The sequence below is a fragment of the Sandarakinorhabdus limnophila DSM 17366 genome, from assembly GCF_945882885.1.
Lineage (GTDB): Bacteria > Pseudomonadota > Alphaproteobacteria > Sphingomonadales > Sphingomonadaceae > Sandarakinorhabdus > Sandarakinorhabdus limnophila_A.
This window is the reverse complement of sequence record NZ_CAMCWT010000059.1, coordinates 1-12668: the sequence shown is the minus strand read 5'-3', so window position 1 is coordinate 12668 and position 12668 is coordinate 1. Positions and strand designations below refer to the sequence as shown.

10 protein-coding genes are annotated in these 12668 nt (G+C 65.1%); 6 read left to right on the top strand and 4 right to left on the bottom strand.

Annotated elements, in window-relative coordinates:
* The 3 genes from Q7O19_RS11445 to madM all read left to right on the top strand — a co-directional run.
* Positions 1–900, top strand: a 900-nt coding sequence (locus Q7O19_RS11445) for an amidase family protein (RefSeq protein ID WP_303810652.1), incomplete at its 5' end; no start/stop codon positions are given.
* A 13-nt stretch (positions 901–913) separates the two neighbouring features.
* Positions 914–1273, top strand: a complete 360-nt coding sequence (madL, locus tag Q7O19_RS11440) for a malonate transporter subunit MadL (RefSeq protein WP_303810651.1) — start codon at positions 914–916, stop codon at positions 1271–1273.
* Positions 1270–2031: a malonate transporter subunit MadM gene (madM, locus tag Q7O19_RS11435; protein ID WP_303810650.1), complete on the top strand. Its 762-nt coding sequence runs from the start codon at positions 1270–1272 to the stop codon at positions 2029–2031. Before madL ends, madM begins: the two co-directional genes overlap by 4 nt.
* Here the strand turns inward: madM and Q7O19_RS11430 are convergent.
* The 4 genes from Q7O19_RS11430 to Q7O19_RS11415 all read right to left on the bottom strand — a co-directional run bounded on the left by Q7O19_RS11430 (position 2028) and on the right by Q7O19_RS11415 (position 6185).
* Positions 2028–3014, bottom strand: coding sequence for a HupE/UreJ family protein (locus Q7O19_RS11430; protein ID WP_303810649.1), 987 nt, complete (start codon positions 3012–3014; stop codon positions 2028–2030). The two genes, madM and Q7O19_RS11430, sit on opposite strands and share 4 nt — an antisense overlap.
* Entirely contained in the window at positions 3011–3847 is an 837-nt protein-coding gene (locus Q7O19_RS11425) for a peptidylprolyl isomerase (RefSeq protein ID WP_303810648.1), read from the bottom strand. Before Q7O19_RS11425 ends, Q7O19_RS11430 begins: the two co-directional genes overlap by 4 nt.
* Positions 3848–3856: 9 nt before the next feature.
* Positions 3857–5761 (bottom strand): DUF3604 domain-containing protein, encoded by a 1905-nt coding sequence (locus Q7O19_RS11420; protein ID WP_303810647.1) that lies wholly within the window; start codon positions 5759–5761, stop codon positions 3857–3859.
* Between the two features lie 118 nt (positions 5762–5879).
* On the bottom strand, positions 5880–6185 hold the full coding sequence (locus Q7O19_RS11415) for a hypothetical protein (protein ID WP_303784564.1): 306 nt from the start codon (positions 6183–6185) through the stop codon (positions 5880–5882).
* A gap of 76 nt (positions 6186–6261) precedes the next feature.
* On the opposite strand from Q7O19_RS11415, the gene dgcA reads away from it, so the two are divergent.
* The 3 genes from dgcA (at position 6262) to scpA (ending at position 12523) form a co-directional block, all read left to right on the top strand.
* Positions 6262–7254 carry an N-acetyl-D-Glu racemase DgcA gene (dgcA, locus tag Q7O19_RS11410; protein ID WP_303810646.1) on the top strand — a complete coding sequence of 331 codons (993 nt, stop codon included), beginning with the start codon at positions 6262–6264 and terminating at the stop codon, positions 7252–7254.
* 42 nt (positions 7255–7296) lie between these two features.
* Complete coding sequence (locus Q7O19_RS11405; protein ID WP_303810645.1) at positions 7297–10059, top strand: [protein-PII] uridylyltransferase; 2763 nt, start codon at positions 7297–7299, stop codon at positions 10057–10059.
* 325 nt (positions 10060–10384) lie between these two features.
* Complete coding sequence (gene scpA / locus Q7O19_RS11400; RefSeq protein ID WP_303810644.1) at positions 10385–12523, top strand: methylmalonyl-CoA mutase; 2139 nt, start codon at positions 10385–10387, stop codon at positions 12521–12523.
* Positions 12524–12668 lie beyond the last annotated feature (145 nt).

Below are 12668 nucleotides of genomic sequence, written 5' to 3'. Positions count from 1 at the left end.
GGCAGCCTGCGCAACCCGGCAGCGTGGAACAATGTCTTCGGGTTTCGCACCGGCACCGGCGTCATCCCGCCGGAAGGCAATGAACAGTGGATTTCAAAGATGGGCGTGCCCGGCCCGATGGCACGGCATGTCGCCGATCTGGGCCTGGTGCTGTCGGTGATGGCCGGCCGGCATCCGCAGTCGCTGCAATCGATCGATGTGGATGCCCACGCCTTTGCCGGGCCGCTCGACGCTGATCACAAGGGCGTGCGGATCGGCTGGCTCGGCAATTGGGGCGGGCGGGTTCCGCATGATCCGGCGGTGCTGAAGATTTGCGAAGGTGCGCTGCCGGCGTTTCGCGCCATGGGCTGCACGGTCGATGCCGCGCAGGTGGATTTCGAGATCGAGCCGGTGTGGCAGGCGTTGCTGCTGCTGCGCAGCTGGATGTCGGGCACCGGCCTGCAGCGGCTGGCCGATGATCCGGCGACGCGCGACCTGATCGGCCCGCAGGCCCATTGGGAGATCGCCAACAGCCGCAACATCACCGGTGCCCAAGTGCTGAACGCGTCGGCGGTGCGCAGCACATGGACACGGGCGGTGGACAAATTGTTCGAACACCATGATTTTCTGGTTGCGCCGGCAGTGCAGCTGCTGCCCTTCCCGGTGGAGCAATTGTGGCCGACCGAGGTCGCTGGCAAGACGATGCGCACCTATCATGAATGGATGCTCGGCACGTTCCTAGTGACGATGACCGGCCTGCCGGCGCTGGCAGCCCCGGCGGGCTTCTCGCCCGGTGGCCTGCCGGCCGGTATCCAGATCATCGGCCGGCGCGGTGCCGAACTGGCCTGCCTGAAACTGGCCCACGCCTATGAACAGGCGGCACGGCCCGTTATCGACCGGCAGCCGCCGGCGCTGGCCTGAGGGGAAAAGCGAAATGCCGATTTTGGGTGTGGCCCTGCTGGCCGCCTGCACGCTTGCCGGGTTGTTTGCCGGTGATCTGCTCGGCGCGGCGCTGGGCCTGGAGGCAAATGTTGGCGGCGTGGGTGTCGCCATGTTGCTGCTGATTGCGCTTACCAATCTGCCGGGGCGACGGTTGGGGCCGGAAACGCCAACGGGCAACGGCGTGCAGTTCTGGAGCCTGATGTATATCCCGATCATCGTTGCCATGGCCGCCAAACAGAATGTGTTTGCGGCCGTTTCGGGCGGGGTGATGGCGGCAGTGGCAGGCGTGTTGGCGGTAGTGGCGGCGTTTGCGCTGGTGCCGGTGCTAAGCCGCTGGGCGCAGCGGCCATGATGGAGCGGCTTTTCAGATTTGCCGGCGATAATGGTCTGCTGGTGGCGTTCGTCTTCGTTGGCGCCATCATGGTGCTGGCGTATTGGCTGTCCCGCCGTGTCGCGCGCGGCAAGGTGCATGGATCGGCCATCGCCATTGCGCTGGGGCTGCTGCTCGCTTTCTGGGCGGGGGCGGATACCGGCGGCAAGAATGGCGTGGCGGATTATCCGCTGCTGGCCGGGATCGGCGTGCTGGGCGGCAACATGTTCCGCGATTTTGCCATCGTCGCCACCGCGTTCGGAGTGCGCATGGAAGATCTGCGCAAGGCCGGCCTGGTTGGCGCGCTCTCCGTGCCCATAGGCGTGGTCTTGTCGTTTGCTGTGGGGGCGGCGGTGGCGCTGGCGTTCGGCCTCACCGATCCGGCCGAGATCACCACTATTGGCGCCGGTGCGGCGACCTATATCGTCGGGCCGGTGACGGGCGCGTCGCTGGGCGTGTCGTCGCGGATCATATCGCTCAGCATCGCGGCAGGGCTGGTGAAGGCGGTGCTGGTGATGGTGGCGACGCCGCTGGTGGCGCGGCGCATCGGCCTTGATAATCCCGCCAGCGCAATGGTCTATGGCGGGCTGATGGGCACCACCAGCGGTGTGACCGGCGGGCTGGCTGCCACTGATCCCAAGCTGGTGCCGTACGGCGCGATGACGTCCACCTTCTACACCGGGCTGGGCTGCCTGCTGGGACCGTCGCTGATCTATCTGGTGATCAGGGCCGTGCTTTAGGCCCAGATGCGTTCGATGAACCAGAAGCTGGCGATGCCGCCGATGGCATAGGCGCTGGCCAGCACTCCAGGGCGCAGCGCGGTGGGTGTGAGGCGACGCAGCCCGGCGATCACGGCGAGCGTGACGGCAATGATCAGCATCTGGCCGGCTTCCACCCCCAGGTTGAAGGTGAGCAGCGCCATCGGCAGATCGGTCACTGGCAGGCCAATCTCGCGCAAGGCGCCGGCAAAGCCGAAGCCGTGCAGCAGGCCGAAAAGGAAGGCGACCAGCCAGGGCAGCCGTTCCGACAGGCGGGGCTGGCCGGCCTTTGCCTTCACGATCTCCACGGCCAGGAAGATGATGGAGAGCGCGATAATCGCCTCCACCGGCGCCTGCGGCAGGCCGAACAGGCCAAGTGTGGTGCCGGCCAGCGTGAGCGAATGGGCGATGGTGAATGCAGTCGCCGCGGCCACCACTGGCCAGCCGCGCTGCAACAGCAGCACCAGCGCGACGACGAACAGCAGGTGATCGAAGCCGCCGACGATATGATCGACACCGATCACGAAATAGGTGCGCGCCACCTGCAGGGCGTCGGGCACGGCAGCCACCGTCGCAGTGGCGCGGCCGGGCAGCAGCCGCTCCGTCTGTACCGGCCGGCCCAATGGCGCGATGCGCAGCAGCGTGTCGGTGAAGCCGGGTTCCAGCCCGGCCAGGCCAACGCTCGACCCATCCAGCGTTCGGGAACAGGCAGCCCGCCCGGTTGCCACCAGGGCTCCCACCGAAAGCCGCGCTTCGTCCATCGTTACCCGGCAGAACGGCGGCAGCAATGGCGTTGCGCTGGCCGCCAGCCCGCCAAGCACTGGGGCTTTCCATACGATCTTCCAGTCGTTGGCGCTGCGCTGCGTGAGCTCCAGATAGCCAGGACGCAGTTCATCAGCCCGGGCCGGCAGGGTACCGGCCAACAGTGCCAGCAGGGCCAGCGCGCGACACAGGAGCCCGATCATGACGGGCGCTTGATCTCGACTGAGTAGCTGTCCATCAGTTGTTGCAGGTGCGCGTCCTGCGCCTTGCGGATGGCACTGCTGCGCCAATCATTTTCCAGCCGCTGGCGCACATCGGCCAGGCGCGGCGGCGGCGGCTGCACCCGCCGGTCGATCCGCACCAGGTGCAGGCCAAATCCGGAAACCACTGGCCCCGTCCAAGTGCCTACCGGCAGCCGGGCGAGGGCGGTGGCGAATTCATCGCCCAGTTGTTCGGCCAGATCGGTCTGGCTGGCATCGTCAAAGCGGCCGGGCAGCGGCAAGGCTTCGGTGGCGATGGCAGGCGTTGCAGCTTGCGGCAGACCGCGCAGCGCGGCGGTCGCCGCGGCCCGCAGCGCCGGTGTGTCGGGGCCGAGATAGATCTGCTCCAGCTGATAACGTGACGGCGCGGCATAACGCGCTGGATCGGCATCGAGCAGCGCCTGTAGTTCGGCGTCGCTGGGCTGCGCGGCTTCTGCTTCGGCGCCGGCAATAGCCAGCATCTTGTTGCGCAGCCGCTTCTTGACCACCTCGTCGTCGGCATCGAGGCCCAGGCGCAGCGCCTCGCGGTAATAGACCTCGCCGCGGACATGATCGCGGATCAGCCCGTCCAGTTCTTCAGCCGTGGGCGGGCGCCGGAAAGCGCGGGCATGATGGTTGACGAGGCCGGCCACCACCGGCTCATCAACGATGATGCGGCGCTCGCCCAGATCGGGCGCCCGCCCTGCCAAAGCGACGAACACCAGGGCGCCCAGCACCAGGAAATGCACCAGAGGCTCGCGCAGCATTGCCGCCGCGCGGGTTCGCCATGCCGTCATGCCGGCGCCTCAGTTCTTACCCAAATTCTGACTGGGCGTGTACCAGATTGGCGAGGTATAGGCACGTTCCTGGCTCTTCACGCGGACTTCCGGCGGCAGCTTCAGCTTGTACCGCACCGCATCAAATGCGGGCCAGCTGGGTGTCGGGATTTCCAGCACCCGCAGATAATAGAAGCTGCTGATCGCGGGATCGAAGGTGGGATCGGTCCACACGCTGGTCAGCGCGGTTGCGCCGATGCTGTTCTTGTAGGTGGCGGTGGCGACATCGACCGTATCACCCACCGAAGGCAGCTTGCCGCCCACCGGCTTGCGCTTGTCGGGGTCGCTCCACACCACATCGAACAGCTGCTCGTGCGTCTTGCCGGCCTTGTCGATCCAGCCCTTCACCACCTGCACGCGATCGAGGTTGGCGCCTTCCGGGTCCTTCAGGGCCGAAATCAGGAGGCGCGGCGCGCCTCCTTTGCCCGGCTTCAGCTCTCCGCCCATTGGCACGCCGCGGGCATAGCCGGCGCGCACCCAATCGCCCTTCAGATCATCTGTGGTGAAATCCCAGCCGCCAAATACACGCACCGTCATGCGCGGGCCGGTGCTGGCATAGACTTCGCGCCGCGTCATCGCATCGAAGATGGCAGCGCGGGTGTTGGCCTTGGCCCACACCGCGGCATAGCCACTGGCGAGATAATGCCAGCCAAAACGGCCCTTGCGGGTGCCAAGGTTCTGCGGCGCCATGGTCCGGGCCGCGCTCGGTTCGGTGCCGCTGTGCTTGCCGAAGAATTGGATTTCATCGGCGGTGGCAAGGGCTGTATGGCTGTCGGTCGATCCGATCAGTCCGAACTTGTAGGGGTTCACCCCCGTCTGTGCTTCCAGGGCTAGGCCGCGCTTCAGTGCCTCGCGCACATATTCGCCGGCATACATGGAAGACACCTTGGGCTGGTTCGACAGCAGGTTGTTCATCTCCCAACCGGCCACGCCATAACCGGAAAATTCATCGTTGGGCGACAGGAAGGGGTGGGCTTCGCTGTCGCCCTTGATCTGGGTGATTTCCACCACCGGCTCCAGGCGGGCGCGGCGCTTGGCATAGGCTGCCGTCATCGGGCCGCCGCCGGGCTGGGTCAGCTCAAACATCAGGCCGTTGGAAAGATTGCTGTTGTGCGGGATCGCCAGCACCCGGCCGCCGGTCGATTTCTCATAGGCGTCCATGTAGTTCCAGATCTCGTCCGGCGTCGCCTTGTAGGTGGGATCGATCGGCACCACGGTGCGCACCTTGTCTTCGCCGTCGCGGAAGATGATGTTGCGGTGCAGATTGTTCCCGCCCTGCATCAACGTATATTCAAAGCCATGGAAGGCGGTGAATTTGCCGGGTTCGTTGTAGCGCTCCACCGCATCCACATTGCCGTTCCACACTTCTTTTGTGCGTTTGGCGGCGCCATCGGCGTTGAGCATGGCTTCGGGAATGGCATTGCGGCCGCGCGCATCCAATATTTCGGCCATGGCGCGCTGCGATCCAGCTGGGCCTTCGTTCATCATGTCGTGCCAACGCCGCATGGTGGCATCGCGGATCAGCAGGCGCGGCGCATCGGCAATTGCCTTGGTGCCGCCCAACGCCTCAGCATGATCGGTCACCACCAGAAAATCGAGCGGTCGTGACAGTTTTGCCTTCATGCCGGTGGTGGCGGTCACTTCCTCGCCACGGGCAAAGCGCAGCGCTTCTTCCGGGCCCAACCGCACGCCAAAGCCGAAGGCATCGACCGAGTTGGCGGTGTGGAGGTGGGTATCACCCCATAACGGCCGATCGGGAAATTCGCTTTCCGTCACCGCGGCGTCGCTCTTGGCGGTAGGCTTGGGCCCATCGCAGCTTGCCAGCATTGCGCTGCTGCCCAGCAGCAAGGCCGCAACCATTATCGTGCGCCGCATCAGTTTCTCCCCTTTTGGCCGCGTCCGGCCTTCGCATTCACGATGCCACGCCTGCCGGGATGGTCAATGCTTATGACGCGAGGCCTGTCGTTTCACGCAGCGGCCCAAGCTCTTGGCTTCAGGCCGGATTGTCCTTCACGTGGCGTTCGATATCGTCAAAAAACCGCTCAAGATTATGCAGCACCATCAGCTTGAATTCATAGTTCACGTCGGGGCTGGCGCTTTCGATGATCGGGCTTTCATCGACCTTTTCGGCATAGGCCTTGTGGATGGTCTGCACATAATCGGGATCAAGTTTGATCTCGCCCATCTTGTCGAGGATGCGAAGCTGCACGATCATGATCTGGCGCACCAGCATTTCCAAGGCGGTGATGCGCGAGACGGTGGCGACCGCATCCAGTTCAACTGATTCCTCATCGCTCATGGCTGGAGCATGCCCTGCTTTGCCATTGGCGCAAAGCCTGTTGCGGCAGGTCGCGGCTTGGGGCAGGGCAGGTGCCATGGCCCGCATGCTTGTCGCACGCATCGAACGTTTTCCTGTGCAAGGCAGCTTCACCATTTCGCGCGGGGCGAAAACCCATGTCGATGTGGTGGTGGCAGAAGTGACCGATGGCCCGCACACCGGCCGCGGCGAGGGCACCGCCATCTATTACAAGGGCGATTCAGCGGAACTGGCCCTGGCGGCGCTGACGGCCTGTGCCGGCGCGGTGCCGGCGGGTGCCGGCCGTGCCGATCTGCTGGCGCTGCTGCCCGCCGGTGCGGCGCGCAACGCGCTTGATTGTGCGCTGTGGGATCTGGAAGCCAAACAGTCCGGCCGCCGCGTCTGGCAAACGCTCGGCCTGCCGGTCCCGCAGCCGATGCTCACCGCCTACACCATCAGCCTCGCTGATCCGGCGGCGATGGCGGCAGCAGCAAGCGCGGTGCGGGGCCGCGAGTTGTTGAAGGTCAAGCTGGGCGGTGAGGGTGGCCCGCAGGCGGACGTGGAGCGCATGGCCGCCGTGCGCCGCGCCGCGCCTGATGCCCGGTTGATCGTCGATGCCAATGAAGCCTGGGGCGGCACCGATATCGAACGCACGCTGCGCCAGCTGGCACCGCTTGGCGTCGAACTGGTCGAACAGCCGGTGCCTGCCGGCCGTGACGTCGAGCTGGAGGGGCTGAACTGTGCCGTGCCGCTGGCCGCCGATGAAAGCTGCCACGACCGCGACAGTCTTGATGCCATCATCGGCCGCTATCGCTTCATTAACATCAAGCTCGATAAAGCCGGCGGCCTCACCGAGGCGCTGGCCCTGCGCCATGCCGCCGCCACGCGCGGGCTGGGCGTGATGACGGGCTGCATGCTGTGCACCATCCTTGCCATTGCGCCGGCGTTCATGGTCGCCATGCAGGGCAGCTATGCCGATCTGGATGGGCCATTGTTGATCGAGGACCGCCCGCACGGCCTGCGCTTTGCCGGCAGCGACGTGTACCCGCCGGACGCGGCGCTGTGGGGATGAGGCCATGGCCTTTGCACCGCGCCGAGCCTATGCTGCATTGCAATGTTGAGGGTTGATGCCATCCACAACCGCCGCGCGATCATCGATCGCCGTGCCCTGGCCGATGGCTTGGCCAGCGGGCTGGCTCGCTGCGCGAATTTTGCCGATCGCCGACGGCTGCTTGCCGATACGCTGCGTGGCGCGCTGCTTGCCGGCCGTGCCGAGATCGCCGAACGTCTGGAGGCGCACCCCGGCCGCGGCCTGGAAATGGCCACCGCCCAAAGCTTCCTGACCGATCAGCTGCTGCGCCTTGCCTGCGATACGGTGGTGGCCAGCCTCTATCCGCTGGCCAATCCCACCCAGTCCGAACGGCTGGCGCTGGCGGCGGTGGGTGGCTACGGCCGCGGCCAGATGGCGCCGTTTTCCGATGTGGACATCGTGTTCATCACGCCGTGGAAGCAGACGCCGTGGGGCGAACAGGTCATCGAAACTCTGCTCTATCTGCTGTGGGATCTGGGCTTGAAGGTGGGCAACGCCACCCGCAGCCTGGACGACGTGATCCGCATCGCTCGTTCCGACATGACGGTGCGCACCGCCTTTCTGGAAGCCCGCTTCGTCTGGGGTGATCAGCCGCTGTTCGACGAAGCCAATGCCCGGTTCCGCAAGGAAGTGGTGGCCGGCACCGCCCGCGCCTTCGTGGCCGAAAAGCTGGCCGAGCGCGAAGCCCGTCACCAGCGCATGGGCGACAGCCGCTATGTCGTCGAACCCAATCTGAAGGAAGGCAAGGGCGGCCTGCGCGATCTGCACGCCCTGTTCTGGATCGGCAAATATCTGCACCAGGTGCACAGCGTTGCCGAACTGGTGGACAAGGGCCTGCTCACCGCGGACGAATTGCGCCAGTTCCGCCGCGCCGAAAGCTTCCTGTGGTCGGTGCGCATCATGCTGCACCACATCACCGGCCGCGCCGAGGAACGCCTCACCTTCGACGTGCAACGCGAACTCGCCGCCCGCCTGGCCTATGCCAATCGTGACAGCATGAGCGCGGTGGAACGCTTCATGCGCCATTATTTCCTGATGGCGAAATCGGTGGGGGATCTTACCGGGCTTTTCCTCGCCCACCTCGATGAATCGACCGCCCGCCTCGCCTGGTTGCCCACGCTCACCCGCCGGCCGGCCCGGCTGAAAGGCTTCACCCTGCGGCGCGGCCAGATCGGCGTGCCCAATGATGAATTCTTCAAGGCTGATCCGGTGCACCTGCTGGAAATCTTCTCGCTGGCCGACAGCCAGGGGCTGGCCATCCACCCGCTCGCCATGCGCGCCGCCGCCCGCGATGCGCAGCTGATCGACGAACGCGTGCGTCGCGACAAGACCGCCAACGCGCTGTTCCTTGAGGTGCTCACCTCGCCGCGTGATCCGGAAACCGTGCTCAGGTGGATGAACGAGGCTGGTGTCTTCGGGCGCTTTGTTCCGGATTTCGGCCGTGTCGTGGCGCAGATGCAGTATGACATGTACCACCATTACACGGTGGACGAACACACGATCCGCGCCATCGGCCTGCTGGCCCGGATCGAGCGCGGTGAGCTGAAATCCGATCACAGCCTTTCGAGCGCCATCATCCACCAGCTGATCAACCGGCGCGTTCTGCATGTTGCGGTGCTGCTGCACGACATCGCCAAGGGGCGCGGCGGCGATCACAGCCTGCTGGGCGCCGATATCGCGCGGCGCCTGTGCCCGCGGCTGGGGCTGAGCAAGGAAGAGACCGAAACCGTGGCCTGGCTGGTGGAACATCACCTGCTGATGAGCCGCACCGCCTTCAAGCGTGACCTTTCCGATTTCAAGACCATCCTGGATTTTGCTGAAGCCGTTGCCAGCCCGGAACGGCTGCGCCTGCTGCTGATCCTGACCGTGGTCGATATCCGCGCCGTCGGCCCCGGCGTGTGGAACGGCTGGAAAGCGCAATTGCTGCGCGAACTCTATGATTCGGCCGAAGAAGTGCTGCGGTTGGGCCACAAGCAGACAGGGCGCGCGACACGCATCGCCGCCAAACAGGCCGGCCTGCGCGATGCGCTGGGCTGGCCCGAACGGCGCTTTGCCGCCTATGCCCGCCGCTTCGCCGACAGCTACTGGGTGGCCGAAGCGTCAGATGTGCTCACCGCCAACGCCGCGCTGGTTGAAGGTGCCGGCGATGCCCCCCTGGCGATTGCCTGCACGCCCGATCCGGCGCGCGGCACCACGTTGGTCGCCATCTATGCCACCGATCACCCCGGCCTGTTCTACCGCATCGCCGGCGCCATCAGTCTGGCCGGCGGCAATATCTTCGATGCCCGCATCCACACCACCCGCGATGGCATGGCGATCGACAATTTCGTCGTGCTCGATCCGCTGGGCCGGCCCTTGGTCGAACCGGCGCAACTGGCGCGGCTGCGGCGCAGCATCGAGGATGTGTTGTCAGGCCGCATCCGTCTCGCCGACAAGCTCGCCGCCCGGCCACTGGCCCGCCGCAAGGCCGAACTGTTCCGGGTGGAACCGCGCGTGCTGATCGATAACAAGGCCAGCAATCGTTACACGGTGATCGAGGTCAACGCCTCTGAGCGGCCGGCTTTGCTTTATGCGCTGACCAATGGGCTGTTCCAGCAGAAGCTGACCATCCACAGCGCCCACATCGCCACCTACGGCGAAAAGGCCACTGACACCTTCTACGTGACTGATCTCACCGGCGCCAAGATCGACAATCCGGTACGCCTGAAGGCCATCGAGAAGCGCCTGCTGGCGATTGCCGCCACCGCCAGCCCCAAGGTGGAAATGCTGGCCGAAGCGGCGGAGTGAGCCAGTTCTTCCCTGGTGTGCTGGTGGCTCCGTCCATCAGGCCGCCGGGCACGCCGAGATAGACTGCCGCCATGCCGGCAACCACCAGCAACAGCGAAATCGCCAGCACATAACGCACCTTGTTGCCTGTCACGCCGCCGCGCGCCTTCACGGTGGAGATGATTTCGGGCGGGTCTGTTTGTGTCGTGGGTTCAATGGCCATGAAGAAATCAACGCCGCAGCAGCGGATTGGTTCCCGATCGGCCCCCTGCGACCACATCGCAGTTCCTCCAGCTTGCCAGCCGAGCTGCGCCTTGCTTAAGCGGATGGCAAGACGGAGAGTGACATGACCAAGCCAACCGTGAACGATTGGGCCGCGATGGCCGCCAAGGAAGTGAAGGGGCAGTCGCTGGACTGGCACACCCCTGAAGGCTTCACCGTCAAGCCGCTCTACACGCAAGAAGACACGGCGGGCTGGGAGCCGGGCCTGCCCGGTTTCGCGCCCTATACGCGTGGCGTCCGCGCCTCCATGTATGCCGGGCGGCCGTGGACAGTGCGCCAATATGCCGGTTTCTCGACGGCGGAGGAATCCAACGCCTTCTATCGCCGCAACCTGGCGGCCGGGCAGAAGGGGCTTTCGGTCGCCTTCGATCTGGCCACCCATCGCGGCTATGATTCGGATCACCCGCGCGTGTCGGGCGATGTCGGCAAGGCCGGTGTCGCCATCGACTCCGTGGAGGACATGAAGATCCTGTTCGACGGCATCCCGCTCGATCAGATGTCGGTTTCGATGACGATGAACGGCGCCGTGATCCCGTGCCTGGCCTTCTTCATCGTGGCGGCCGAGGAATCCGGCGTCGGTCAGGCGAAACTGGATGGCACCATCCAGAACGACATTCTGAAGGAGTTCATGGTCCGCAACACCTATATCTATCCGCCGGAACCTTCGATGCGGATCGTGGCCGACATCATCAGCTACACCGCGCGCAACATGCCGAAATTCAACAGTATTTCCATTTCCGGCTATCACATGCACGAAGCCGGGGCGACGGCGCTGCAGGAACTGGCCTACACGCTGGCCGATGGCATGGAATATGTCCGCGCCGCCCAGGCCCAGGGCCTGGATGTCGATGAATTTGCCGGGCGGCTGAGCTTCTTCTTCGCCATCGGCATGAACTTCTTCATGGAAGTGGCCAAGTTGCGCGCCGCCCGCGCCTTGTGGGCGCGCATCATGACGAACTTTGGCGCCAAGGACCCGCGCAGCCTGATGCTGCGCACCCACTGCCAGACCAGCGGCGTGTCCCTGCAGGAGCAGGATCCCTACAACAACGTCATCCGCACCACGGTGGAGGCGCTCGCCGCCGCGCTGGGCGGCACGCAATCTCTGCACACCAATGCGCTGGATGAAGCCATCGCGCTGCCCACCGATTTTTCCGCCCGCATCGCCCGCAACACCCAGATCGTGCTGCAGGAAGAAACCGGCATCACCAAGGTCGTGGATCCGCTGGGCGGCAGCTATTATGTCGAAGCGCTCACCAAGCAACTGGTGGACGGCGCCCAGGCCATCATTGAAGACATTGAAGCGCTGGGCGGCATGACCAAGGCGGTCGCCAGCGGCATGCCCAAGCTTAACATCGAAGCCGCCGCCGCCTCCAAGCAGGCCGGCATCGACATGGGCGAAACCGTCATCGTTGGCGTCAATAAGTACAAGCCCGGCAGCGTGGACGAAGTGCCGGTTCTTGACGTGGACAACGTCGCGGTGCGCGCCAGCCAGATCACCCGCATCGAAGCGGTGAAGGCGGCGCGCGATCCGGCCCGGGCGCAGGCCTCGCTGGATGACTTGCATGATGGCGCGCGCGGAGCCGAGAACCTGCTGGCGCTGGCAATCGAGTGCGCCCGCGCCCGCTGCACCCTGGGCGAAATCAGCGCGGCGATGGAAGATGTGTTCGGCCGTCACGCCGCTGTCGTGAAGATGGTGAAGGGCGTTTATGCCGATGCTTACAAGGCCGATCCCGCCTATGTGCGTGTTGCCGAAGGCGTGGAGGCGTTTGAGCGCCGCATGGGGCGCAAACCACGCGTGCTGATCGTGAAGATGGGCCAAGACGGGCATGACCGCGGTGCCAAGGTGGTGGGCACGGCGCTGGCCGATCTGGGCTTTGATGCCACCGTCGGCCCCTTGTTCCAGACGCCGGAAGAGGCCCGCGACCTGGCGTTGCAACTGGACGTTGATCTGGTCGCATCCTCGTCACTAGCGGCGGGACACAAGACACTGGTGCCAGCGCTGATCGATGAACTGAAGCAGGCCGGCCGATCGGATATCAAGGTGATCGCCGGCGGGGTGATCCCGGCGCAGGATTATGACTTTCTGAAATCGGTCGGCACGGTGGCTATCTTTGGGCCGGGGACGAATATCGTCGAGGCGGCGGCCGAATTGCTCCGGCTGCTGGGGCATAATCTGCCGCCATTGGGGGAAGCGGCGGAGTAAGGGGCAGCCGGCGGCGGAGCCGCCGAGTCTGCCTTGAAGGCAGGAAGCAAGAAGGAAGAGCGTGGCGGAGCCACGCCGTCGGACGACACACGAAAAAGGCGGCCTGAGGGCCGCCTTTTTTGGTCGCCGGCCGATCTTGTCGGAG